General features: G+C 54.7%; 23 protein-coding genes. 4 read left to right on the top strand and 19 right to left on the bottom strand.

The genetic code is table 11. The features are described from left to right. The first annotated feature begins 171 nt into the window (after positions 1-171). Positions 172-885: a murein tripeptide amidase MpaA gene (gene mpaA, locus INF68_RS19890; protein WP_126786861.1), complete on the top strand. Its 714-nt coding sequence runs from the start codon at positions 172-174 to the stop codon at positions 883-885. Here the strand turns inward: mpaA and ycjG are convergent. After that, entirely contained in the window at positions 876-1,841 is a 966-nt protein-coding gene (ycjG, locus tag INF68_RS19885; RefSeq protein ID WP_126786860.1) for an L-Ala-D/L-Glu epimerase, read from the bottom strand. The genes mpaA and ycjG overlap by 10 nt on opposite strands. Positions 1,842-1,948: 107 nt before the next feature. Here ycjG and tpx point away from each other — a divergent pair, with 107 nt between their 5' ends. After that, positions 1,949-2,455: a thiol peroxidase gene (gene tpx, locus INF68_RS19880; protein ID WP_023335907.1), complete on the top strand. Its 507-nt coding sequence runs from the start codon at positions 1,949-1,951 to the stop codon at positions 2,453-2,455. A 275-nt stretch (positions 2,456-2,730) separates the two neighbouring features. Continuing rightward, complete coding sequence (locus tag INF68_RS19875; RefSeq protein WP_126786859.1) at positions 2,731-3,939, top strand: aldose 1-epimerase family protein; 1,209 nt, start codon at positions 2,731-2,733, stop codon at positions 3,937-3,939. Positions 3,940-3,976: 37 nt separating this feature from the next. On the opposite strand, the gene tyrR is transcribed toward INF68_RS19875, so the two are convergent. From tyrR to INF68_RS19860, 3 genes are all read right to left on the bottom strand, one after another. After that, on the bottom strand, positions 3,977-5,518 hold the full coding sequence (tyrR, locus tag INF68_RS19870) for a transcriptional regulator TyrR (RefSeq protein ID WP_023335909.1): 1,542 nt from the start codon (positions 5,516-5,518) through the stop codon (positions 3,977-3,979). Between the two features lie 112 nt (positions 5,519-5,630). Beyond that, positions 5,631-6,683 (bottom strand): YcjF family protein, encoded by a 1,053-nt coding sequence (locus tag INF68_RS19865; protein WP_126786858.1) that lies wholly within the window; start codon positions 6,681-6,683, stop codon positions 5,631-5,633. Next, positions 6,680-8,077 (bottom strand): YcjX family protein, encoded by a 1,398-nt coding sequence (locus INF68_RS19860; protein WP_023312030.1) that lies wholly within the window; start codon positions 8,075-8,077, stop codon positions 6,680-6,682. The genes INF68_RS19865 and INF68_RS19860 overlap by 4 nt, the downstream gene beginning before the upstream one ends. A gap of 155 nt (positions 8,078-8,232) precedes the next feature. On the opposite strand from INF68_RS19860, the gene INF68_RS19855 reads away from it, so the two are divergent. Further along, positions 8,233-9,243: a LacI family DNA-binding transcriptional regulator gene (locus INF68_RS19855; RefSeq protein ID WP_126786857.1), complete on the top strand. Its 1,011-nt coding sequence runs from the start codon at positions 8,233-8,235 to the stop codon at positions 9,241-9,243. A 34-nt stretch (positions 9,244-9,277) separates the two neighbouring features. Here the strand turns inward: INF68_RS19855 and INF68_RS19850 are convergent, their stop codons facing one another. The 15 genes from INF68_RS19850 to pspA form a co-directional block, all read right to left on the bottom strand. Next, on the bottom strand, positions 9,278-10,192 hold the full coding sequence (locus INF68_RS19850; RefSeq protein ID WP_109843978.1) for an OmpG family monomeric porin: 915 nt from the start codon (positions 10,190-10,192) through the stop codon (positions 9,278-9,280). Positions 10,193-10,258: 66 nt separating this feature from the next. Further along, entirely contained in the window at positions 10,259-11,341 is a 1,083-nt protein-coding gene (locus INF68_RS19845) for an ABC transporter ATP-binding protein (protein ID WP_109843977.1), read from the bottom strand. A gap of 10 nt (positions 11,342-11,351) precedes the next feature. After that, positions 11,352-12,020 (bottom strand): beta-phosphoglucomutase, encoded by a 669-nt coding sequence (gene pgmB / locus INF68_RS19840; protein WP_126786856.1) that lies wholly within the window; start codon positions 12,018-12,020, stop codon positions 11,352-11,354. Then, entirely contained in the window at positions 12,010-14,289 is a 2,280-nt protein-coding gene (locus tag INF68_RS19835; RefSeq protein WP_126786855.1) for a glycoside hydrolase family 65 protein, read from the bottom strand. Before INF68_RS19835 ends, pgmB begins: the two co-directional genes overlap by 11 nt. Next, positions 14,283-15,341, bottom strand: coding sequence for a Gfo/Idh/MocA family protein (locus INF68_RS19830; RefSeq protein ID WP_109844031.1), 1,059 nt, complete (start codon positions 15,339-15,341; stop codon positions 14,283-14,285). The genes INF68_RS19835 and INF68_RS19830 overlap by 7 nt, the downstream gene beginning before the upstream one ends. 11 nt (positions 15,342-15,352) lie before the next feature. Beyond that, the gene (locus INF68_RS19825) at positions 15,353-16,141 is read right to left on the bottom strand and encodes a sugar phosphate isomerase/epimerase (protein WP_126786854.1); all 789 of its coding nucleotides are present in this window, start codon (positions 16,139-16,141) and stop codon (positions 15,353-15,355) included. A gap of 17 nt (positions 16,142-16,158) precedes the next feature. Then, positions 16,159-17,211, bottom strand: a complete 1,053-nt coding sequence (locus INF68_RS19820; protein WP_126786853.1) for a zinc-binding alcohol dehydrogenase — start codon at positions 17,209-17,211, stop codon at positions 16,159-16,161. A 28-nt stretch (positions 17,212-17,239) separates the two neighbouring features. Further along, positions 17,240-18,082: a carbohydrate ABC transporter permease gene (locus tag INF68_RS19815; protein ID WP_126786852.1), complete on the bottom strand. Its 843-nt coding sequence runs from the start codon at positions 18,080-18,082 to the stop codon at positions 17,240-17,242. Continuing rightward, complete coding sequence (locus INF68_RS19810) at positions 18,069-18,950, bottom strand: carbohydrate ABC transporter permease (protein WP_023312040.1); 882 nt, start codon at positions 18,948-18,950, stop codon at positions 18,069-18,071. Before INF68_RS19810 ends, INF68_RS19815 begins: the two co-directional genes overlap by 14 nt. Before the next feature lie 22 nt (positions 18,951-18,972). Further along, entirely contained in the window at positions 18,973-20,265 is a 1,293-nt protein-coding gene (locus INF68_RS19805) for an ABC transporter substrate-binding protein (RefSeq protein ID WP_126786851.1), read from the bottom strand. A gap of 14 nt (positions 20,266-20,279) precedes the next feature. Then, positions 20,280-21,977: a sugar phosphorylase gene (locus INF68_RS19800; protein ID WP_126786850.1), complete on the bottom strand. Its 1,698-nt coding sequence runs from the start codon at positions 21,975-21,977 to the stop codon at positions 20,280-20,282. A 198-nt stretch (positions 21,978-22,175) separates the two neighbouring features. Further along, on the bottom strand, positions 22,176-22,400 hold the full coding sequence (pspD, locus tag INF68_RS19795) for a phage shock protein PspD (protein ID WP_126786849.1): 225 nt from the start codon (positions 22,398-22,400) through the stop codon (positions 22,176-22,178). A 12-nt stretch (positions 22,401-22,412) separates the two neighbouring features. Further along, entirely contained in the window at positions 22,413-22,772 is a 360-nt protein-coding gene (pspC, locus tag INF68_RS19790; protein ID WP_126786848.1) for an envelope stress response membrane protein PspC, read from the bottom strand. Continuing rightward, positions 22,772-22,996: an envelope stress response membrane protein PspB gene (gene pspB, locus INF68_RS19785; protein WP_023312045.1), complete on the bottom strand. Its 225-nt coding sequence runs from the start codon at positions 22,994-22,996 to the stop codon at positions 22,772-22,774. Before pspB ends, pspC begins: the two co-directional genes overlap by 1 nt. 49 nt (positions 22,997-23,045) lie before the next feature. Then, complete coding sequence (gene pspA, locus INF68_RS19780; RefSeq protein ID WP_193525403.1) at positions 23,046-23,714, bottom strand: phage shock protein PspA; 669 nt, start codon at positions 23,712-23,714, stop codon at positions 23,046-23,048. Positions 23,715-23,776 lie beyond the last annotated feature (62 nt).

Raw genomic sequence — 23,776 nt, 5'->3', positions numbered from 1 at the left:
TAAATTCAGGTAACAAGCAGATGCGTAATTATTTGTTTCGAAACAGAGAAATGCAAATACCTTCGTCCGGAATAGTGATTTGAGGCAATTCTCAAGCGTTACGGAAACTATTTGATTAACAGCGAGTTTTGCACAACACTGCCAGTAGAGACATCTTTATCAGGATTTCGTATGGCAATCACCCGACCACGAGCGGAGCGCGGAGCCTTTCCGCCGGGCGCTGAGCAATATGGCCGCTCATTTTTAGGCGCATCGCTGATCTGGTTCCCGGCGCCCGATGCCGATCGCAGCAGCGGTTTGATCATTGCCGGCACGCACGGAGATGAGAACTCGTCCATCGTCACGCTTTCCTGCGCGCTGCGGACGCTGACGCCTTCATTGCGACGTCACCACGTGATTCTTGCCGTCAATCCGGACGGCTGTCAGCTTGGTTTACGGGCGAATGCGAGGGGAGTCGACCTGAACCGTAATTTCCCGGCGGCAAACTGGCGCGCCGGCGAAACGGTTTATCGCTGGAACAGCTCCGCCGAGGTGCGGGACGTGGTGCTGCTGACGGGAGACAAGCCCGGCTCCGAGCCGGAAACGCAGGCGCTGTGCCAGCTTATCCATAAGATCCACCCCGCATGGGTTGTCTCCTTCCACGATCCGCTGGCCTGCATTGAAGATCCGCGTCACTCCGACCTGGGCGCGTGGCTGGCGCAGGCTTTCGCCCTGCCGCTCGTCACCAGCGTGGGCTATGAAACACCCGGATCGTTCGGTAGCTGGTGCGCCGATTTAAGCCTGCCCTGCATCACCGCTGAATTCCCGCCGATTTCCTCCGACGAAGCCAGCGAAAAATACTTAAACGCGATGATGGAGCTTCTGCGCTGGCAGCCTCAGAGATGAAGCACGCCGCTGGTAAAATTAAGCGCCGGTGAAACGTCAACCGCCAGCCACGTCGGGCCATCCAGATCGGCGAAACGGACCTGATTGACCAGCGGCAGCGCCGCGCCGATCGCCCGGGATGTGCAGAGCATGCATCCCAGCATCAGGGAAAAGCCCTGCGCCTGCGCTTCCGCCGCCAGGGCCAGCGCTTCTGTCAGCCCGCCGGTCTTGTCGAGCTTGATATTGACCATCTCATAGCTGCCCTTAAGCGCGCTCAAATTCTCGCGGGTATGACAGCTTTCATCCGCACAGACGGGCAGCGGATGGATAAAATTCTTCAGCGCCGCATCATCCTTCGCTGGCAGAGGCTGTTCCAGCATCGCCACGCCCAGGTCAGCCAGCAGCTGGCATCGGGCGGCAAGCCCCTCGGGATGCCACGACTCGTTGGCATCAACAATCAGCGTGGCCGAGGGAACCGCCGAGCGAATGGCGACCATCCGCTCGCTGATCAGGCGATCGTCGAGCTTCACTTTTAACAGCGTGGCCCCGGCGTCATAGAGCGCTTTTGCGCTGGCGGCCATCTGCTCCGGCTCACCAATCACGACCGTTTGCGCCGTTACGACGGACTCCGGCAGCGCCACACCCAGCAAGGACGTCAGCGATTGCTGGTGCCTGGCGGCCTCAAGGCTCCAGAGCGCGCAGTCGATAGCATTGCGTGCTGCCCCGGCGGGTAAACGCTGCTGTAACGCCTCGCGCGTGAGCCCTTTTTGCAGCTCTGGCACCAGGGTCATGATATGCGCCATCACCGACGCAGGGCTTTCTCCATAGCGCGGGTATGGCGTACATTCCCCAACGCCTTTAAACCCCTCTTCTTCGATTTCGACTACGACCACGCTGGCTTCACTTCGACTGCCGCGGGAGATCACAAACGGGGTATGCAATGGCCAGGCTTCTTCATAGACCTTAACGCTTCTCATCACTGACTCCTTGCAGCCCGGAAAGGCGAAAAATTTGGTTTGCCGTGTTATCCGCTGATGGCATACACTAGCCCCGACGTTAACTATATGTAAACAGGAAGATATCTATGTCACAACTCGTTCATTTCCAGGGCAACCCGGTTGCTGTTGCAGGTTCCATTCCGCAGGCTGGCAGCAAAGCGCAGGCTTTTACTCTGGTGGCTAAAGATCTGTCTGACGTCACACTGGCTCAGTTTGCGGGTAAACGCAAAGTACTGAACATTTTCCCAAGCATTGATACCGGCGTTTGTGCCGCGTCCGTGCGAAAATTCAACCAGCTGGCGACTGAAATGGACAACACCGTTGTGCTGTGCATTTCCGCTGACCTGCCGTTTGCCCAGTCCCGTTTCTGCGGTGCCGAAGGCCTGAGCAACGTTATTACCCTCTCCACCCTGCGCAGCGCAGATTTCCTCGAGAAATACGGCGTCAGCATCGCGGAAGGCCCACTGAAAGGTCTGGCAGCACGTGCCGTACTGGTTCTGGATGAAAACGACACCGTTGTCTTCAGCGAACTGGTTAACGAAATCACCACCGAGCCGGACTACACTGCCGCGCTGGACGTGCTGAAAGCATAATAAGTACTTAGCATTCTATACAACTTAATCTCAACCTCGCCGCGGCGGGGTTTTTTATTATCTCAAGGCTGAATCGTTAAAGCATAAATATTCACAAATCACATTAATCATGCAATAACTTAGACAATATGTAACATGAGCGTGATCAATAACGCATAATAATCGTTAAATTCCCCTATTTTCATCCCCAGTGAAGCACATCACATTTCCCTTTTTGTCTAAACATTAGATTTGCTTACGAAAGAAAATAATCGTTTCAGCAAAAAGGATAATATATGAAGATTAAATTCGCTTTTACGCTCCTTGCGGTACTGATTTCTGGCCATGCAGCGGCTAAAACCTGGGTGCTGACAAGCGCTGAAAGCAGCGTAGAGAAAGGAAACTGGAAGATTTCCAGTGATGAGCTGAAAGTTAAAAATCAAACGTTCAGCATTGAGCAAAAAGTCTTGCATGGTGGTAAACAGGAAGGCAGCAAAGTCATCATAATTAGCAGCAAAGACGGCCTGACGATTACCCTGAGCCCGACCCGCGGGATGAACCTTCTCCATGTTGAAGGCTTTGGCACCCGACTGGGGTGGAATTCGCCCGTTAAAGAGGTTGTTAATCCGGCCTACATCAACCTTGAAAGCCGCAACGGTCTCGGCTGGCTGGATGGTTTCAACGAGATGATGGTGCGCTGTGGCTATGAGTGGACAGGACATCCGGTCACCGCTGACGGGCAAATTTACACCCTGCACGGCAGGGCCGGTAATACCCCTGTTTCGCAGGTCGAGGTTGAAATCGCGGATGCCGCCCCGCATGAGATCCGCGTTCGCGGTTTGATCAAAGAGAGCACGTTTAAAAAAGCGGATCTGCAGACCATGACCGAACTGCGCTACGTTCCCGGAAGCAACCAGTTCAGCCTGCATGATGTTCTGACCAACCATGCGGATTACCCTCATGATTACCAAATCATCTATCACAGCAACTTCGGCACGCCGATCCTCGAAGAAGGCGCGCGTTTCCTTGCGCCGGCGGCGAGCGTGAGCCCATTCAATGACTACGCCAAAGCGGGCGTTAACGACTGGCAAACCTATGCCGGGCCGACAAAAGGCTTTGATGAGATGGTCTTTAACATTAAACCGCTCGCGGACAATAACCACGAAACGCTTGCAGCGGTGGTCAATAAAGCCGGAGATAAAGGCGCGTCAATCCAGTTTGATACCCGCCAGCTGCCCGTGCTGACCTTGTGGAAGAACACCGACACGCTGAAGCAGGGCTACGTCACGGGCATTGAGCCAGGCACCAGCTACGCCTACCCCGTTACGATTGAACGCGAGCAGAAGCGGGTTAAGCAGCTGCAGCCCGGTGCCAGCGCGCAGTTTGACCTGACCTATACCCTGCTACACAGCCCGCAGCAGGTGAAAGAGGTCGAAAACAGGATTGCATCGATTCAGGGAGAGACAAAAACAGAAATCGTTAACACGCCGATGGCGAAGGAATAAACGTAAAGTAAAAAGCCTCTTTGCAGAGGCTTTTTTGTTATTCGTCGCCTTTCTTATGATTCAGACCGTACTCGCGCAGCTTATTGGCGATCGCGGTGTGCGAGACGCCAAGGCGTTTTGCCAGCTTGCGGGTGCTGGGATAGCTGCGGTACAGCTGCGTCAGCACTGAGCGCTCAAAACGGCTGGTGATATCGTCCAGCGAACCTTCCATCGCCTCTTCGCCGACCGATACCGTCCCCGCGTCGTAATCAGGCAACAGAATATCCTGCGGACGCAGTTCATAGCCTTCAAGCTGGGTCAGCGCACGATAAACGGCGTTTTTAAGCTGGCGAATGTTGCCCGGCCAGCCGTAGCGCATCAGCACCGTGCCGAGATCGGCAGACAGCTTCGGACGCGGCACCCCTTGCTCGTCGGCAAAGCGGGCAACGAACAGCTCCGTTAGAGGCATGATGTCCTGCGGACAATCGCGCAGCGGGGGAATATTCAACGTCAGGACGTTGAGGCGGTAATAGAGATCCTCGCGGAAGATCCCTTTTTGCACCAGCTCAACCAGGTTTTTCTGGGTGGCGCAAATGACGCGCACGTCCACATGCACTTCGTGATCCTCGCCGACGCGGCGGAAGGTTCCGTCGTTCAGGAAACGCAGCAGCTTAGCCTGCATGCGCGGCGACATTTCGCCGATCTCGTCCAGCAGCACGGAGCCGCCGTTAGCCTGCTCGAAGAACCCTTTCTTGCCTTCCGGCGCGTGGCCAAACAGCTCGCTTTCAACGGCATCTTCCGGAATAGAGGCGCAGTTAAGTGCCAGATAAGGCTTAGCCGCACGCGGGCTCGCCAGATGCACCGCGTGAGCCAGCAGGTCTTTCCCGGTGCCGGTATCCCCGGTAATCAGCAGCGGTGCGGTCAGGCTTGCGAGCTTGCGCGCCTGATCAACCACATGACGCATTTTCGGGCTGACGGCAATAATCTGGCTAAAGGCGCCAACATCCTGGCTGGAAATGTTCTGCAGCTGACGGCCCATGCGTAACGTCGAGCGCAGCATGATCACCGCCCCGGTCAACACGCGGGTATTCCCTTCCCCTTTCAGATAGACCGGCGTGATCTCCATCAGGAAATTCTGCCCGTTAATCACCACATGCTCGCTAAGCGTGTTCTGCGGATTGCTGTCCAGCCAGCGCTGGAAGTTAAAGCCGGGGATCAGCTGCGCGGCGTTATGATTGCTGAGCTTCTCCTGGCTCTGCGCGAAAAGCTGGCAGCTCGCGTGGTTAACGCGCTCAACTTTGCTTTTCAAATCCAGGGAGAGGAACGGCTCCGGCATGGCCTCCAGCAGCGCGCTCAGGGCCAGGTGCTCACGCTCAGAGGGCATCCAGGGAATGGTGCGTACATCCGTAACGCCAGCGATACGGCGGATTTCCGCCATCAGGCTGCTGAAGGTGTTAAATTCAATTTCGGCAAAATTGAGGTAAATTCGCCCGACAGGATCGATCTCAATGCCACGTAAATCAATGCTACGTAAAACAAGAAGATCGAGTAATTCGCGGGTCAGACCGAGACGGTCTTCACAGAAGACTTCAAGACGCATGGGAAATTCACCGTTTTAAGCCAATAACAGTAAAATGATATGTCAGAACACGGTGATCGGGAAGATGGCTGTCAACAAATATTGACAGCCAGCACGATAAGTGAACAAAACCTCACGGAGCGGGTTTCTTATTGAGCGTCTCTTTGAGCTGACCGATCAGTTCGCGCCTGAAATCTCCCAGACGGGGCTTATCGCCATCGATCCACGGCAGCGGACGGCAGACCTCCATCGCTTTAATCCCCAAACGCGCCGTTAATAACCCCGCGCCGATACCCTGAGCGGCACGAGCAGAAAGACGCGCCGCCAGATCCTGCGACATCCAGTCCATGCCCACTTCGCGCACCAGCTCACTCGCTCCGGCAAACGCGATATTGAGCAGGACCAGTTTGAACAATCTGAGCCGACTGTAATAACCCAGCTCTATGCCGTAAAGGTTCGCGATACGGTTGATCAGGCGCAGGTTACGCCAGGCGATAAAGGCCATATCGACCAGCGCCAGCGGGCTGACGGCAATCATCAGGGTGGATTCCGCCGCAGAGCGGCTAATCTCGCGCCGCGCCTGGGCATCCAGCACCGGCTGAACCATATGGGAGTAGAGCGTCACCACTTCCCGGTCATTCTGGGTTTCATTGATGGCGGCATACCAGCGCTGAAGCGCCGGATGCGACTGATCGATTCCGGCCTGGCTAGCCAGCTTTTCACAGAACGCGCGGCCTTTGCCGGTGCCGTGGCTGTGGAGCAGATCCCGCGCTTCATCACGCTCGTGCGCGCGCTGTCGCAGGCGCCAGAGCCGCCGCCACTCGGTGGCAACCGACCCGATGCCCGCCCCGACAATCAGCGCGCCCGCGGCACATCCGCCCAGCGCGACCCAGTCCTGAGTTTGCCAGGCATTCATCGTCCACTGCACGCCTTGACCAACCACGCTTACGCCAAACAGCGCCAGCCCGGCGGTGACCATCCTGCGCCACAGGCTGCGCTTTGGACGCAGGGCGGCTTCCACAACCGCCTCTGCCGGACCTTCCTCGACGCCGGGCTCCTCGATCAGGGCCGGGGAAAAGTTATCAGCCTGCGTGCCGCTGAAGGTCTGCGCGGTTTTAAACGCCTCCTGAGGATCCTGCTCAAGCGTTCCGGTAAAGTCTATGCGCGGTTTTAACGGTTCCGTCATCGCAATTTATCTCCAATCAAAAACTCCAGCGCCGCATCCAGACGGATGTGTGGTAATGGCCGATCGACGCTCATTGCCTGCGGGCGGAAGGCTTCAAACTGGAAGCCCTGGTTCTGCCAGAAGGCCTGGCCAGGCAGCCGCGCAGGCACTTCCCCCGGATAGACGGTAAGCGGTTCACCGTCGCTGAGCCGGTTCCCGCGTAATGCCGGTATTTTCTCGCCGTTAAGATCTATCAGCCCGCTTTGCGTCGCCTGCACGGACGCAAGCCCAAGGCAATCCATGCCGATCCCTTCGAAGGCGGCGTTTTGCCAGGCGTCCTGCACCAGCTGCTGCAGCAGCGATACCATATTGGCATGCTGGTCGACCGTGACGTGATCGGCCTTTGTGGCCGCAAAGAGCAGTTTGTCGATCACCGGTGAGAACAGACGGCGAAACAGCGTCCGCTGGCCGTAGTGAAAACTTTGCATCAGCTGCGTCAGCGCCAGGCGCATATCGTTGAAGGCCTGCGGCCCGCTGTTGAGCGGCTGCAGACAATCCACCAGCACAATCTGACGGTCAAATCGCAAAAAATGGTTTTTATAGAATCCCTTAACCACTTTTTCACAGTAGTAATTGTAACGCTCGCGCAGCATCCCGGCGTTAGTGTGCCTGTCGGCCTGCGCCAGCTTCGACTCACCCACCCCGTCCACGTCCGGCCAGGGGAAGAACTGAAGCGCAGGCGCGCCCGCTAAATCACCCGGCAGGACAAAGCGACCCGGCTGAATGAAGTGCAATCCTTCCTGCTTGCACTGATGCAGATACGCCGTCCAGGCTTCGGCAATGGCCGCCAGACGGTTTTCATCGGCCGGTGCAAGCGGGTCCAGGCCTTCGCACAGCTGTCGCCATTTGGCCGACCACCCGGCGCGCTGCCCCTGCAACAACCCCGTCATCTGGCGGGACCAACTGAGGTAATCCTGCGCCAGCATCGGCAGGTCGAGCAACCATTCACCGGGGTAATCGACGATTTCAAGGTAAAGCGTGGAGGTATCCTTGAAATGGCGCATCAGGGATTCATTCGAGCGAAAGCGCAGCGCGAGGCGAATTTCACTCACCCCTCGCGTCGGCGTCGGCCACGTGGGCGGATCGCCGTAGAGCTGCGCCAGCCCTTCGTCATAGGTAAAGCGTGGAATACCAAAATCACGCTGAGGGACGCGCTTCACGCCCAGCAGGCGTTCTTCCCGCACCGCGCTAAGCAGCGGCAGACGCGCGCCAGCGTGCAGGTTCAGGAGCTGGTTTACCATCGCGGTGATAAACGCCGTCTTACCGCTGCGGCTCAGCCCCGTCACGGCCAGACGCAGATGACGGTCAACGCCACGGTTCACCAGTGAATTGATTTCGTTTTTAAGTCGCTTCATCGCCGTCCTTCGTTGCCTGGAAGCCTTAAATGCATGGCTTCAGAATACAATAAATGGGGGCAGAACGTTGATTATCAATTCTTATTTATTGCTATTGCCGTTTTCTCTCCAGTAAGATGAACGGCATTGCTGTCAGTCCGGAGTGAGTAAGGTGTATGTCACCCACCATCTATGATATCGCACGGGTTGCGGGCGTATCGAAATCAACCGTTTCCCGCGTTCTGAATAAACAAACGAATATTTCTCCCGAAGCGCGTGAAAAAGTGCTGAAGGCGATTGACGAATTAAATTATCAGCCCAACAAACTGGCCCGCGCCCTGACCTCTTCAGGCTTCGATGCCATTATGGTTATTTCGACCCGTTCAACCAAAACCACTGCCGGAAATCCTTTTTTCTCAGATGTCCTGCATGCCATTACGGCAAAAGCGGAAGAAGAAGGATTTGACGTTATTTTACAAACATCAAAAAGTAGCGAAGACGATCTGCTGAAATGCGTGAGTAAAATAAAACAGAAGATGATCAAAGGGATCATTATGCTGAGTTCACCAGCAAATGAATCCTTTTTCACCACGCTGGATGCGTATGGCGTACCGGTAGTAGTTATCGGCAAAGTCGAAGGTGAGTTTCAGAATATTTATTCCGTCGACACGGATAATTTCCATGACAGCGCCACGCTGACCGAAACCTTTATTAAAAACGGACGCCGTAAAATTGCCTGTCTGCATGCCCCGCTTGATTACCATGTTTCGATCGATCGTCTTGCGGGCTATAAAGCCAGTCTGGAAAAGCACCATATTGCCCTTAACCCGGACTGGATAAGGGATGGCGGTTATACCCATGAGAGCGCGCTTACGGCGGCGCTGGAATTATTGTCTTCACCCACGCCGCCTGATGCAGTATTCGCTACCGACAGCATGAAGTTACTTAGCCTCTATCGCGCGGCGGATGAGTTGAACCTGATGATCCCGGAGCAGGTGGTCATCGCCGGATACAGTGACCCGATGCTGTCTCTCATTTTAACGCCCGCACCTGGCGGCTTCGATATCCCGACCCGAAAGCTGGGCGAAGAGAGCTGCGATCTTCTTTTCAGGCGTATTGCGGGTCAGCCCGCACCGCAAAAAGTTCTCGTTGATACCCACTTTTTACTGCCGGCCTCGCTGCGCTAAAACCAGGGGCTTAGCGCCCCTGGCGTGCCCTCGGTCAGAACGCGTAATTTACCCCAACGCCCGCATAGTGGAAGCGGTCGTTTTTACCCTCGTCATGGTTTTCCCATTCATAGGCGTATTCAAGCGTCATGGATAAACCGTTGTTGAAGTCATAGGCATACTGCATACCCAGGCGGTTGAAATCATGTCCTTCACGCTCAGGATCGTCCCGCCAGTCCCAGTTCGACCAGCGATCGAGCCCCAGCCGGGTATAAGGCGTTAAGGTCGTCTGGCCCAATGAAATAGGCAGGTAGGCGCGAATTTCCTGGGTGGAGAATTCGCCGTTATTACGCGAACCGTTCATATTGAAACCGCGCTCTAAATAGTAATTCACTTTAGCCGCAAAGGTTTCGTTAATGGTCCAGGTAAAGCCCGTTTCGGTTTCAACGCGGCTATCAGAATAACCGGTTTTCTCCAGATCGTTGGCAAACTGATACATGGCAAACCAGCCGCCAAAGCGCCAGTCATCGGTTAATTTAATATCCCAGTCAGGCTGAACTTTGTAGCGCTGCATATTCGCGCTGCCGTCTTTGGCACCATGTTCATCTTTAAAGTGGTAGCCATAATTACGGAAACCACCGGTCAGACCGAAAGTAAAATCATCGGTTCCGATAAAGCGATAGCGTAATTCAAATTCAGGACGGTCGAAATAGGTTCCACGGGTCATACTGCTGTAATCAACCGGCCCCTCCTGATACATCGCCAGCGAAATAGTCCACGCATCCCAGGTTGCATTAAACCATACGGAAGGTTCATATAATCCATCTTTATCGTCGCCCTGCCCCTCAACGTTTTCGATTTCATACATCGCGCCGATATTAAACTCCCACTGTTTCGCTGTTTCTGATGCTTGTGCACAGCTAACCCCTGCGCACAGCACGAGCGCAGCACTTCTTAGTAGAGTACCCATTTAATTTTCCCTTTATAAGTAACAAACAAAAAAACCGGAAATTTGCATTTCCGGCGAACACCTTTCTTATCTAATAGCCGCTTCGGTTTCAGCGTCGAAGAAATGGCACTTGTTCATATCGAACTGGATGTCGATATTATCCCCAGAGGCATAATCATTCGCCGCGCCAGCGCGCACAACCAGCTCATGGCCGCCAACGGTGGCGTAAAGCATGAACTCCGCGCCGGTCAGTTCGGCTACGCTGACTTTCGCCGCGATATTCTCACCTCGGCTCTGCAGCGTGAGAATATCTTCCGGGCGGATCCCAAAGACCACGGCTTTGCGCTGATACCCTGCGGCATTCAGTGAAGCGAGCTTGTCCTCCGGGATCGCCAGACGCAGCGTTTCCGTAACAAAATAGCGATCGTCGATAGCGCCGCGAATAAAGTTCATGGCTGGCGATCCAATAAATCCTGCAACAAACATGTTTGCCGGTTCGTTGTACACCTGCTTCGGTGCACCGACCTGCTGAATAATGCCGTCTTTTAAGATCACGATGCGGGTCGCCATGGTCATGGCTTCCGTCTGATCGTGGGTCACGTAAATCATGGTGGTGTTGAGCTTCTGGTGCAGCTTGCTGATTTCAGCCCGCATCTGCACGCGAAGCTTGGCATCGAGGTTGGAAAGCGGTTCATCCATCAGGAACACGCCCGCTTCGCGCACGATCGCCCTGCCCAACGCCACGCGCTGACGCTGGCCGCCGGACAGCGCGCCGGGTTTGCGCTTGAGATACTCGCGTAAACCGAGGATCTGTGCCGCCCAGTTAACGCGTTCTTCGATAACCGCAGGCGCAATTTTTTGCATCTTCAGGCCAAACGCCATGTTGTCGTAGACCGTCATATGCGGATAAAGCGCATAGTTCTGGAAGACCATCGCAATATCCCGAGACTTGGCGGGCACGTCATTCATGCACACCCCGTCAATAATTAGTTCACCCGCGCTGATCTCCTCCAGACCGGCAATCATTCGCAGCGTCGTGGATTTACCGCAGCCCGAAGGCCCAACGAAGACGATGAACTCCTTGTCTTCGATTTCGAGATTGAAATCCTTAACCACGTGGACCTGGTTATCATAGATTTTCTGAATGTGTTTCAGGGACAGTTGAGCCATTGTTAATTCCTTAGCAATACGTCCGGGATGCCCAAAACTCGGTCAGGCATTTCCAGGTCAGTTCCCGCGTTGAATGAAGTTGTAATCCCGCATGGTTCAGGCCAGCTCCAATCCCAACCGATAGCATTCCCGCCGCGTTGATCGCCTCAACGCCTGCAGGTGCATCTTCGATACCTATAGCCGCGTCAGGACGCACATTCAGGCCTAAACAGGCGGCGAGGAAGATCTCCGGGTCTGGTTTTGAGCGGCGAATACGGGAAGCATCGGCGCAAAAATCGAAGGCCTGATGAATGCCAAGCGCGTGCAGGATCCCCGGAGCATTCAGGGAAACGGAGGCGAGCCCAACTTTGACCTTCGCCGCACGGATATCCGCCAGCACGTCGCGAATACCGGGAAGCAGTGAATCCTCCGTTAGCGACGCCAGAGACTGGACATAGAGCGCGTTTTTCTTCGTCGCCACCGCGAGGCACTGCTCATCGCTAAACGTCCCCTCTTTCCCGCCATGCTTCAGGATGCGCTGAAGGGAATCCATGCGGCTAATCCCCTTCAGCTGTTCGTTAAACGCTTCGTCGAAGGTGATGCCGATTTCGTCAGCCACTGCACGCCAGGCCAGAAAATGGAGGTGCGCGGTATCGGTGATCACACCGTCCAGATCGAATACAACAGCCTTAAGCGTCATGGCGCCCCTCCGTGGTAGCGGTCCCATTTTCAGATGCAAGAAAATCCTTATAAGCGCAAATTTTCCGCCCCGATACATGTAGCGTTTTGCCCCACAGCGTCAGCGTGGCAGGTGCCGAAGCTTCTATGGTTAACACCTCATTTTCATAGGTGAAGTGCAGCGTCGCGTTCCGCCAGCGCAGAGGGAATGTGAGTTTCTGCCAGTGAGCTGGCAGTTTCGGCGCAAGATGCAGCTCCCCTTCTACAATCTGCACACCGGCAAAGCCCTGAATGACGCCGGACCAGATAGCGCCGGTCGCAGCAGCGTGAATTCCGTCATCGCAGCTGTGTGGGTCGTCCCCAAGATCAATGGCGACGCCATCGCGCCAGAAGGCGTAGGCACCTTCGACGTCACCACAGCGGGCAGTCACAATGCCGTGAATGGCCTTGCTCAGCGAAGAATCATGGATCGTGCGGGGCTCGTAGAACGCCAGATTGGCGGCGCACTGCTGCGGGGTAAACCGCTCCGGCAACAGGTAGGTGAGCATCACCACATCGGCCTGCTTAAGGATCTGCATGTCGTTGACTTCCGCGCGGGAATAATCGAGCAGAATGGTCTGCTTACCCGCTTTGGCTTTGTAGCGGCTCAGATCGATGGCAGGTTTTGCCATAAAGGTATCATCCTGCGGGATCACACCGTCTGAATTGGCCTCCGGCAGCCATAAGCGCGTCAGGAACCGTGTCGCTTTCTGCGTAAAACCTTCATCCTCGCGCCCAAACATCGTCATAAACTGACGAGCGCAGGCGACGTTGTGCCAGGCCAGATAGTTGGTATAAGCGTTGTTGTTCACATGCTCGGTGTATTCGTCAGGTCCGATAACGTCATGGATTTCGAGACGACCATTAATTTCCGTCGCGCGGCCCATCCAGAACGCAGCGGTTTCCATCAAGAGCGTCAGACCTTCATTCCGCATAAAGGTCTCATCGTGCGTCGCCTGCCAGTAAGCGACGACGGCCCAGGCGATGTCCGCCACGATGTGATGTTCCGCCAGCGCGGAGGCCACCTTCTGACGCGTGCCGGTTCGGATGTTGATAGCCGCGAACTCCGGCGTCTCTTCCAGCCCGCTGCCGGCGCTTTCCCATGGGAACAACGCGCCGGGCCAGCCGTTGCGACGGGCTTTTTCCCGCGCACCGGCCAGGTTGAGCCAACGATAGCGCAGCAGGCTACGGGCGGTCTGGGGACGCGTGAAGAGATGGAAAGGCAGCAGGAAAATTTCGGTATCCCAGAAGACGTGGCCTTTATACCCCTCGCCCGTCAGCCCTTTGGCGGCGATACTGCTTCGCTCATCATGGGCTGGCGTCATGGCCGTCAAATGCCAGACAGCGTAATCCAGCGCCATCTGATCCTGATGTTCCGTAGAGTCCACCTCCACCCGAGCGTCGCGCCAGACCTCTTGCCAGGCACACGCCGAACTCTCAAGCAAGGCGTCGTAGCCTCTTGCCGCACAGACTTTGAGATCGGCCAGCGCGTTGCGGGCGAAAGACGCCTGCGACAGTGCCTTATCACTGCGATGTGCCACCCAGACGATTTTTTCAAGCGTGACAGTGTCACCCTTCGCAATCGTCAGCGAATGATGAGCGCTGAGACGACGATTTTTGGCGGTAAAACAGCTGTCGCTCTTCGCTGAGAGCTGACAATACGCTGAAACAGCAATCTCAGACGCGCGGTCCTGCGTTTCATACACGCCCTGCATGTATTCCTGATCGAACACTCTGACCGACACTTCATCCAGATGCTGTCTGCCGCTGTTCGTTTGCGTTGCGTCAATGCCGGTTTGCAGCACGGCGTGCGCGACGGCATCGAGCGGCGTGATGGAAAGCTGCATGGCCACTAAGGGCAACTGGACCAGCGACACAAAACGACGGCTCTCCAGACGATAGCGTTTCCCGTCAGGCGAGCGCCAGACGACGCAGCGACTAAGTTCGCCATTGGCAAACGCCAGCTCGCGCTGCCACTCGAGGATTTCGCCTGACAGGAGCGTGAAATTGACGCCATCCAGCTCAACATCAATACCGATGATATCCGGCAGATTGACCAGCTCAGTGGTCTCGTTGCGACCAGCACGATGATAGAGACCCGCAAGATACATGCCTCTGGTTTGCTGGGTGTAATCTTCTTCGTGCGCAGCGCGGATACCCATGTAGCCATTACCGCAGGCCATGATGGAGGCGTATTTATTCAGGCTGTGTGGACAAAAGCCCGGGTCGGTTAATACAGACACGTTTAGCATAACGTCACGCTTTCCCCTGTTTCTGCAGATTCATACAGCGCGGCGACGAGCTGCTGTATAACCAGCCCCTGCTCCGCATCAGCGATCATGACGGGTTCTCCCTGCACATGCCGCACGAAGGCATCCATACTGCGCAGGTGGCGTTGGTCGTCAGCCTCTTCGCGCTGGGTAAGAGTTTGTAAAACACCAGCTTCGTCGTTGTAGATGTGCGCCGGGAACAGCGTGGCACCCGCCTTTTCACCACAGAATGCGACGTTCATGATCGATTGCTCGCGGATATTAAGCGCAAACGACGTGTCCAGACGCAGAATGCCGCCGTTGCAAAATTCAATCGTGCCAAACAGAGCATCTTCCACGGTAAACTGCGTGGGATCCCACGCGCCAAACTGACCGCTGCTTTTACGGTTGCCCAGCCTCTGATAGCTATGCGCGGTCACCCGTTTTACCGCCGGGAACCCCAGAACATACATTGCTGCATCAAGCATATGGATGCCGATATCAATCAGCGGACCACCGCCCTGTAGCGATTTATTGGTAAAAACGCCCCACCCTGGCACACCGCAGCGACGCAGCGCCTGCGCTATCGTGAAGTAAATTTCTCCGAGCGTTCCGTTCATTACCGCATCGCGCAGCAGCTGAGTATCCAGGGCAAAACGATGGTGAAAATCATACGCCAGCACTTTTCCCGCCTTGCGCGCAGCCAGGCGCATCCGATCGGCCTCCTGCGGCGTCATAGCAGGCGGTTTTTCACACATCACGTGGCAGCCTGCTTCCAGCGCAGCCATGACGTGCTCGAAATGAAACCGGTTAGGCGAACAGACGCTCACCGCATCCGGCTTAACCGCCTCGAGCATGTCTCGCGCATCCTGCCATACCGAGGAAATACCATGACGTTCCGCAAACGCCCGAGCCTGTTCAGGGTGGCTGTCCATAACAGCCACCATCTGAACATCACTGCGCGTGGCGTAATACGAGGCGTGCACTTTATCCGCGACCTGCCCGGCGCCAATGATGGCGACGCGCAGAGGCGAAGGTGTAGAAGCACTCATCACGCTCGTCATCCTTAGCATTTACGCAGATAAGTGAGCGAATCCCGGTATGCCTGAGCCGGATCATCGGCGCGAACACGGCACTCATATACCACGTAACCCTGGTAGTTATCCGCACGCAGCTGATCGAACAGGCTGGCAAAATCGAGGCTGCCGCTGCCCGGCTGGTAGCGGTGATTATCGGCGATGTGCACATGGCCAAGCAGATCGCGGTTCCGATGCAGCGCATCCGTCAGCGAGTCTTCTTCAATGTTCATATGATAGAAATCGCCGATGATCTGCACGTGCTTCAGACCGTTCTCTTCGATATAGCGACGCGCGTCAGCCAGGGTGTTGATCATATGATCCTGATAGCGGTTCAGCGGCTCCAGGTAGACGGTTGTTCCGGTGCGCGCCGCCACCTCATCCAGCCAGCGCAGGGAGGCGCTTACGGCTTTGCGGTCACCGTCCAGGCTGCGTGGGGAGGTCATTGGCGGCAGACGGAAGGTAAACATTCCCCAGGCAGCAGGCACGATAATGCCCTTGCCGCCCACTTCAGCCAGCGCTTCCAGAATGCGTTCGATCTGCTGTAACCCGTTCAAACGGCGTTCTTCGATGAAGTCGCCGATCCAGCCATCGTATCCGCCGCAAGCGGTCGTCACCGGCAGACCGGTGGCCTTAATCGCCGCTTTTACCTCGGCGAGGTTTTCCACCAGCAGCTTGCCGTCAATTTCATAACCATCAAAACCCATCGCTTTGATGTACTGGAATTTCTCCATGATATTGACCGGGAAAAAGGCCTGATTTTGTGTTGCGATTTTCATGTTTTGCTCTCCTTAGCTTAAAAAGTGACGCCCATTTTTATGCTCAGTTCCGGATGCTGGTCCACATATTTCATGTAGCTTTCAGCGCTGGTGGCGAAGGTCACGACCGGGTCGATCAGATCTTCACAATTGAGATAACCGTTCATCAGCAGTTCCCAGCAGGTCTCTTCGATACGCTTACGGCTCCAGCGCGGGTAGTCCGGGTTGGGTTCGCTGCAGGCGCGGGAGAAGACAATCTTCGCGTTATTGAAATGCGCTTCGCGGCCGAGGTTAAAGCCCTCCGCGAACGGTTTTGCGAAAGCTACATAGGAGATGGTGCCGCCGTAGGCAAGTCCGCGCAGCGCGGACTGCAGCGCATCTGCAAAGCCGCTGGTTTCGATGATCGCGTCCGCGCCCTGCTTCCCGGTCAGCTTTTTGATTTCCAGACCGACATCAGTGCCTATTGGGTTCAGACAGTGGTCCGCGCCGTGACGACGGGCGATCTCACAGCGGTGTTCGATTGGATCAACGCCGATAACCACTGACGCACCGGCTTTTTTCGCCAGCTGAATCGCAATCTGCCCAATGGCTCCCAGACCGACCACGACCACAAAGTCGCCCACGCGGACGTTGGCATCACGCACGCCGCTCATGGCGAACTGCGCCGGATCGTAGCAAACGGCGTTTTTCCAGGACGCACCCTGCGGCATTTTGCGCAGCTTGTAGTTGTTCACCGCGTTAACGATCACCGTTTCCTGCAGCGGGCCGTAGCAGCAGACGCTGTCGCCGATCTGATATTCAGTGACGTCATCACCGCATTCGATAATCTCGCCAACAATCATATTGCCCAGCTGGAACTTACCGAATTCGATCCCGCGGGCCGTCCCTTCTTCACGCGGCGTGAACATCTGCCACTCCGCGTTGAACTCTTCGTCAATAAACGGGCTTGCCGCGCGGAAATCCACGACTTCAGTGCCGTGCTTCGGCGCGCCAAAGCGTGCACGAATTTTCACTTCATGTGCTCCCACAGCACGATCTTCATATTCCACCAGCGCCGCTACACGAGGCGCTGTCGCAACTAATTTTTTCATGACTGACTCCTTGTTAAAATTGGCCGCCTCAGCCCTTCACGCCGCCGGCGGTCAAACCACTTTTAATAAAACGTTCAGACAGGGCGTACATGATGACCACCGGAAGCGCCGTCACCAGCGATGCCGCCATCATGCGACCCCAGATATAATCTGGCGTGCTAAAGAGCGTGTTCAGCCCGACCGGCAAGGTGAAATGGCTGGCGCTGGACAGGAAAATGGACGCAAACAGATAGTCGTTCCACGCCACCATGAAGCAGTAGACAAACACCGATACGAGCCCGGAAATCGCCAGCGGCACGGTGATGCGGAAGATGATTTGCAGGCGGTTAAGGCCGTCCATCATCGCGGCTTCTTCGATTTCGTCCGGGATGGTGTCGAAATAGCTGCGCAGCATGAACACCGCTGTCGGTAACGTTTGGGTCACCATGGTGATAATCAGCGCCAGCTCGGTGTCGTAGATCCCAAGGGCAGTGATGATTTTGAACAGCGGCACCACCAGCAATATTCCGGAGAACATGTAGACGGTGTAAAAACTCGCGTTGATCGTCGTGCGGCCCTTAAAACGCAGTTTGGACAAGGCGTAAGCCCCCAGCGTGCCGAGAAACACGGCAATCACCGAGGAGGTCAGCGACACCACCATGCTGTTTTTGAAATAGTCCACGAACGGGAAAATCAGCGGATTAAAGATGTCGACGTAATGCTGCAGCGTCCACGCCTGAGGCAAAATGGTCGGGTTAAGCGATATCGCCTCTTTCGCGCTCTTGAATGACGTCATCAGCATCACGAAGAACGGGAACAGCATGATGACCAGGAATACCGCCAGACCGAGATAAAAACCAATACGGCTCAGTACGCGTTTATTTGTTGCCATTGAGGTTTACCCTTTTTCTGGTCAGCAGAATCACCGCGAAGATGATCACAAACAGCACGACGGAGATCGCCGCAGCCTTACCCAAATCGTTGAAAGCGAATGCCGTTTTGTAGAGGTAGACGCCCAAAATATCGACCTTAGTCGTCAACAGATAGACATCCGCAAACATGTAGAACATCCAGATAGTGCGGAGCGTCACTACCGTTGCCAGCACCGGCATAATCGCGGGCAGCGTAACGATTCGAAAACGCTGCCAGGCATTCGCGCCGTCCATTTCCGCCGCTTCATACAGCGACTTATCAATGGTCTGCAAAATCGCGAGGAACGAAATGAACGCGTACGGGAAGTAGCGCCAGATGGCGAACAACACCACCAGCACAAAGCTGCTGCCAGGATTGTCGAACCACAGGGGGGCCTGGTCATACAGATGCAGCAGGTCAACGCCCAGATAGTTCACAATGCCGTAGCCGTTGTTGAACATGTATTTCCATGCAAACACCAGCGAAATGGACGGGGTGACGTAGGACAAAATCACCAGTGAACGTGCCGTTTTCCGCAGACGGAATTCACGGTTAAAGAAGATCGCAACCGCCAGACCCAACCCCGTGCTGCCGATCACCACCAGCGCGGTGTACCAGAACGTCATCCACAGCGAGTGCCAGAATGCTGCATCACTGAGAATGCGAATGTAATTATCCAGCCCGACAAACACAGCGCTAATGCGCGGGTTAAGCGGCAGACGTAAGAAACTGATTTCAATATTGGAAATCATTGGCCAGGCCACCAGGCCCCCCAGCAAAATCAGGCTGGGGGCCAACAGCAGCATGGCGAAAGGCATATCTGAACGACCAGAAAACAACGTCTTCATAATTTCCTTCCGCAGAGCGCTCCTATCGTTGTGAAATCAGATCGGTCAGACGCTTCTGGCTGTTACTAAGCGTGTTGCTGAGATCTTTTTTCCCCACCGTGACGTTATGCACCATGGAACTGATGATGCCGGACCCGGTAACATCGCCCATGCGTGTGAAGTTTTTGTCCCCCACCGCGCCAAACACCTGCACATTCGGGAACTGCGCAATCAGTTCGTAAGGCAGTTGTCCAAACGCTTTAATCACATCGTTGTTTTTCCAGGTATCGGTGCACACCACCAGCTTGTTCACCGGCAGTGCCGCGCCGGGCGACATCATGACCCAGTCAGTTGCGTTTTGAGCCTGCTCCATCCAGGTCACAAATTTCTCAGCCGCCTGAGTTTCATCTTCGGTTTGACCGGTGGTAATCGTCAGCGACGTGACCATGCCGTAAACAGCAGAAGAGGTTTCTGTTGGGACGACGAAGCCCAGATTGGCAGGGTTTCCGTCCTGGAATACCGCCGGAAGGATGTAGGTGGAGTAAACCGCCATAGGCGCAGAACCGTTCATGAAGGCATCTTTGATCTCCATGACGTCGTTTGAACCCGGCATGGTGGTCGCGGCCAGATCTTTGTAAAACGCCAGGGCTTTTGCCATTTCAGGGGTATCGATGTCGACGTTCCCTTTGGCATCAAAAACGTTCGCGCCGCCGGAAAGCGCAAACTGGGAGAATGCCTGCTCTGTCATCACGCTTTCGGCGGTGGGCAGCGCAATGCCGTAATGTTTTTTGGCCGGGTCGTTGAGCCTCTGGCTGGCTTTCAGCAGCTGTTCCCAGTTATGCGGCTCCTGGATACCCGCCGCAGCAAGCGCATCTTTGTGATACCAGACGCCGGATAGCCAGGCGCTGACTGGCACCCCCGTCCAGGCAGAACCGTCTTCCGTACGAACAACACGCAAAATGCCGTCATAGAAGGTGTCCTCGCCTACCGCTTTAATGGCTTCGCCGATAGCTTTGCGATCCAGCAGTTGTTCCTTGTCCATAACTTTCGCGTAGTCATGGCTGACTTCAATCACCTCTGGCAGCGCGCCCGTTCTGGCGAGCGTAATGACCTTGGTATTGTAGGCATCCTCTTCGACCGGCACCTGTTTCACCGTGATGCCGGGGTTCTCTTTCTCGAACTTTTCGATAAGCTTCGTGATTACCGCCTGGCGCTCCTGCTCAACTGACGAGTGCATAAACTCAATAGTGACAGCAGTCTTTTTGTCGTCCTTGCAGCCTGATAACAAGGCGCACGAAACCAGTGCTGAAATCAGCACGATTCTGGGCATTTTCATTTTTAAGGTCCTTTTTAGTTTTCTTTAATCCACAACACCTGCCATGGATATAGGGTCAGTTTTTTGTCTGTAATATCGTTTCCGGTGATCAAGTCATTTCCGGATTGAATATCGGATTCCACCGTTTGAATGCCGTCACTGAAATTAAACAGCGCCATTATTTTTTCACCACAACCCGCCACGCGAACGATTTTTAAAACATGTTCACCTGACGCGCTAAAATAAGCCTCACTGTCAGGGTGAAATGCTTTCTCTGCCCGACGCAGCGCAATTAACTGGCTTAACGAGCAATAGATCTGAGAGCGCAGGCTATTTTTATCTTCAAGCTCACCATCAATTTTCCCTGCCGTGTATTTCTCACGATTAATCGCACGGTTGTATCCCAGGCGCTCAACACCTGCATAATCATTACGGGAACCGAGAATGCTCTGGATATAAACCGCAGGTACGCCGGGGAAGCTTAAAAGGACTGCATGCGCCAGAATAAAACGGGCAATCCGTTGGCTGTCAGGACTGTTACGCGTACTTAATGCATCCAGATAGGTCACATTAATTTCATAAGGACTGCGTGTGCCATCCGGGTTATTTTTCCAGTTAACCAACGCTCCTTCAGCCTGAAGTTTTTCCACAAGCGAGAGGATTTCCGACTCGGGTAAAATTCCGCGTAACGGATTCAGACCAATCCCGTCATGCGAGGCAAGGAAGTTAAACCAGGTGGTTTTCGTGGAAGGCAACGTCAGCGACGCCGCCCACTGGCTCAGCGTCCGGACGTTCTGACAATGCACCGCATGCAGCACCAGCGGCGGCAAAGAGAACTGATAAACCATCTGCGCTTCATTTTCACCGTTACCAAAGTAAGCAACGTTATCTTTATGCGGAACGTTCGTCTCGGTGATAATCACCGTTCCCGGGGCGACAGCCTCGGTAATGGCGCGGAAAAGCTGGATGAGCTGATGGGTTTGCTCAAGGTGGATGCAGTTTGTTCCGGGTAGTTTCCACATGAAGCCTACAGCATCCAGACGAATGTATCGCGCCCCTTCAATAAGATAATGCAGCAGCACGTCGACCATCGCGATCAGCACATGCGGAGAGGCGAAATTGAGATCAACCTGGTCCTCGCTGAAGGTGGTCCACAGGTGTCGCACGCTGCCGTCATGCAGCGTGAAAGGCGTAAGAAGCGGTAAAGCACGCGGACGCGTCACCGCGGATAAATCTGTTTCAGGATCGACAGAAATAAAGAAATCGCTATACCCAGGAATTTGCTTCAGGTAATTAGCGAACCATTTACTTTTGGCCGACATATGGTTGCATACGAAATCGAACATTAAACTGGCTGACTGTTTTAATTCGGCAACGTCTCGCCACGTTCCGGTTTCCGGTGCAACCTCATGATAATCAATAACAGAAAACCCGTCGTCCGAAGACCATGGATAAAAAGGCAAGAGATGGACATGAGAAAAAGAATGAGAAAGCCACCTGTTATAAAAACGTGTAAAAACAGGCAGCGCCTTCTCCCCTTTCGCTGAAAACTGATCGGCATAGGTGATGAGGACAACGTCTTTTTCATCCCAACCCGTTTTACGTTTTTCCGTAATAACAGAAGCGGCCTTTTCAATATTTTCCAGCAGCACATTAAGATGGGCTTCAGAAAACGTTTCCCCGTAAACAAAATTAATGATCTCTTTAATTTTTGTATCCATTTTATTTTCCATGGTAGCGGTCCCACGAAGTGGCAATCTACTCCCATGAAAAATATCTGTCAACGGACCAGAGAGGAGAAAAAGGTGATTGCAAAGCAGCTCAGCGCAATATTGTGAGCTGCCGCAAAGAAAGAACGGGGAAAAGAGGAAACGCGGTTAACCGTCGCCAGTCCCTCCCCCCGTCAGGGTAAGGGCTAACGCCTGCGGGAATTATTGGGATAAGTAGCGGCGAGAAAGCCGTTTTGCCACCTTTTGCAACAGCGGTTCGAGCGCCACGGCCAGCACCATTCTTACCGGCTTGCGGGCAACGGATTTTATTGCCCAGCCCGCGACACCTGCCGGGCCGAACCGTAACGCGGTCAGCAGGACCAGTTTACCTGCGATTTTCAGGCCGGGTTTTACCCTCTGACCGGCCTGTTGCCAGTGTTGTTTCATCTCATCTCTCTCTTAAAGCTGACGAAAGCGACTTCTCAGCGTAAAGGTATCCGACGTGACATAGCGTTCCATTTCCCGTAGCCGCTTCTCACCGGCGGCGAGTTGCTCATCAACGGCATTGAGAAGATCGCTGCTGGTCGGGGCTCCCTCCACAGCCAGTTCTCCTTCCGGCATCGGGTCAAGAACAAACGACAGGACGATGTATGCCACCAGGGTAATAAACGCCAGGCCGAAGAAGATCGATAGCACCGCGACCACGCGGACAAGTTTAACCGGGACATCAAGATAGTGAGCCAGCCCGGCGCAAACGCCGCGCACCATGCCCTGCTGTGGAATTCGCCACAGCTTTTTGTTCAGATTCAGTCCAGACATTAACGGTCCCTCCAGTTTGGATGCTCAGCATCCAGGATGGCTTCCAGCGCCTGAATGCGTTCGCGCATTTTGTTCGCTTCGTCGGAGAGCTGCACCAGACGCTGTTGTTCACTCTGGGAGAGTTCGCCCCGAGAAGAACGGTTGCTGTAGTGCAGCCATAGCCAAATTGGCAAAACGAACAGCACGAAAATTGTCAGGGGAATGGCCAGAAAAAGCGCGCTCATGTGTACTCCTTGTCTTATGATGCGGCACGCTCAGGTGCCGCAGGAATTATTATTGGTTGTCTTGCTTCATTTTGGCTTTCAGTGCAGCCAGCTGCTCGCTGATTTCATCATCAGCCTTCAGATCGGCGAACTGTTGATCCAGCGACTTCTGCTTGCCGATGCCGTGGCTTTCGGCTTCCGCTTCCATGTGGTCGATACGACGTTCAAACGATTCAAAACGCGCCATCGCTTCATCGAGCTTACTGCTGTCCAGCTGACGACGCACGTCGCGGGAGGAGCTTGCCGCCTGGTGACGCAGGGTCAGCGCCTGCTGACGCGCGCGGGTTTCGCTCAGTTTGTTTTCAAGCTCACCAATCTCTTTCTTCATACGGGTGAGCGTGTCGTCCACCAGCGTCACTTCATGCTCGAGCGTCGCGACCATATCGGCCAGCTTCTGTTTTTCGATCAGCGCCGCACGGGCCAGATCTTCTTTATCTTTGCGCAGCGCAAGTTCCGCTTTTTCCTGCCATTCGTTCAGCTGAGCGGTAGCTTGTTCAATGCGACGCGTAAGCTGTTTTTTCTCCGCCAGCGCGCGGGCGGAGGTAGAACGCACTTCAACCAGCGTGTCTTCCATCTCCTGAATCATCAGGCGTACCAGCTTCTGCGGATCTTCTGCTTTCTCAAGCAGCGAGTTGATGTTGGCGTTCACGATGTCGGCAAAACGAGAAAAAATACCCATAATCAAATCCTCATAGTTCTGTTATCGGGCTATGCCCTGCTGTGCAGATAATACAAACATCA

Origin of the sequence: Enterobacter cloacae complex sp. P16RS2, from assembly GCF_014982155.1 — a bacterium.
Taxonomy (GTDB): domain Bacteria; phylum Pseudomonadota; class Gammaproteobacteria; order Enterobacterales; family Enterobacteriaceae; genus Enterobacter; species Enterobacter cloacae_M.
This window is presented reverse-complemented; position numbering and strand designations above follow the sequence as displayed.

What these genes read in the sequence shown, in the direction of transcription:
- INF68_RS19820 (WP_126786853.1), bottom strand. Translation starts at nt 17,211, where the DNA reads ATGAAAAAATTAGTTGCGACAGCGCCTCGTGTAGCGGCGCTGGTGGAA.
- INF68_RS19845 (WP_109843977.1), bottom strand. Translation starts at nt 11,341, where the DNA reads ATGGCTCAACTGTCCCTGAAACACATTCAGAAAATCTATGATAACCAG.
- INF68_RS19875 (WP_126786859.1), top strand. Translation starts at nt 2,731, where the DNA reads ATGAAGATTAAATTCGCTTTTACGCTCCTTGCGGTACTGATTTCTGGC.
- tpx (WP_023335907.1), top strand. Translation starts at nt 1,949, where the DNA reads ATGTCACAACTCGTTCATTTCCAGGGCAACCCGGTTGCTGTTGCAGGT.
- INF68_RS19865 (WP_126786858.1), bottom strand. Translation starts at nt 6,683, where the DNA reads ATGACGGAACCGTTAAAACCGCGCATAGACTTTACCGGAACGCTTGAG.
- pspA (WP_193525403.1), bottom strand. Translation starts at nt 23,714, where the DNA reads ATGGGTATTTTTTCTCGTTTTGCCGACATCGTGAACGCCAACATCAAC.
- pgmB (WP_126786856.1), bottom strand. Translation starts at nt 12,020, where the DNA reads ATGACGCTTAAGGCTGTTGTATTCGATCTGGACGGTGTGATCACCGAT.
- INF68_RS19815 (WP_126786852.1), bottom strand. Translation starts at nt 18,082, where the DNA reads ATGGCAACAAATAAACGCGTACTGAGCCGTATTGGTTTTTATCTCGGT.
- INF68_RS19805 (WP_126786851.1), bottom strand. Translation starts at nt 20,265, where the DNA reads ATGAAAATGCCCAGAATCGTGCTGATTTCAGCACTGGTTTCGTGCGCC.
- INF68_RS19810 (WP_023312040.1), bottom strand. Translation starts at nt 18,950, where the DNA reads ATGAAGACGTTGTTTTCTGGTCGTTCAGATATGCCTTTCGCCATGCTG.
- pspC (WP_126786848.1), bottom strand. Translation starts at nt 22,772, where the DNA reads ATGTCTGGACTGAATCTGAACAAAAAGCTGTGGCGAATTCCACAGCAG.
- INF68_RS19860 (WP_023312030.1), bottom strand. Translation starts at nt 8,077, where the DNA reads ATGAAGCGACTTAAAAACGAAATCAATTCACTGGTGAACCGTGGCGTT.
- INF68_RS19800 (WP_126786850.1), bottom strand. Translation starts at nt 21,977, where the DNA reads ATGGAAAATAAAATGGATACAAAAATTAAAGAGATCATTAATTTTGTT.
- INF68_RS19855 (WP_126786857.1), top strand. Translation starts at nt 8,233, where the DNA reads ATGTCACCCACCATCTATGATATCGCACGGGTTGCGGGCGTATCGAAA.
- mpaA (WP_126786861.1), top strand. Translation starts at nt 172, where the DNA reads ATGGCAATCACCCGACCACGAGCGGAGCGCGGAGCCTTTCCGCCGGGC.
- pspD (WP_126786849.1), bottom strand. Translation starts at nt 22,400, where the DNA reads ATGAAACAACACTGGCAACAGGCCGGTCAGAGGGTAAAACCCGGCCTG.
- INF68_RS19850 (WP_109843978.1), bottom strand. Translation starts at nt 10,192, where the DNA reads ATGGGTACTCTACTAAGAAGTGCTGCGCTCGTGCTGTGCGCAGGGGTT.
- INF68_RS19835 (WP_126786855.1), bottom strand. Translation starts at nt 14,289, where the DNA reads ATGCTAAACGTGTCTGTATTAACCGACCCGGGCTTTTGTCCACACAGC.
- ycjG (WP_126786860.1), bottom strand. Translation starts at nt 1,841, where the DNA reads ATGAGAAGCGTTAAGGTCTATGAAGAAGCCTGGCCATTGCATACCCCG.
- INF68_RS19825 (WP_126786854.1), bottom strand. Translation starts at nt 16,141, where the DNA reads ATGAAAATCGCAACACAAAATCAGGCCTTTTTCCCGGTCAATATCATG.
- tyrR (WP_023335909.1), bottom strand. Translation starts at nt 5,518, where the DNA reads ATGCGTCTTGAAGTCTTCTGTGAAGACCGTCTCGGTCTGACCCGCGAA.
- pspB (WP_023312045.1), bottom strand. Translation starts at nt 22,996, where the DNA reads ATGAGCGCGCTTTTTCTGGCCATTCCCCTGACAATTTTCGTGCTGTTC.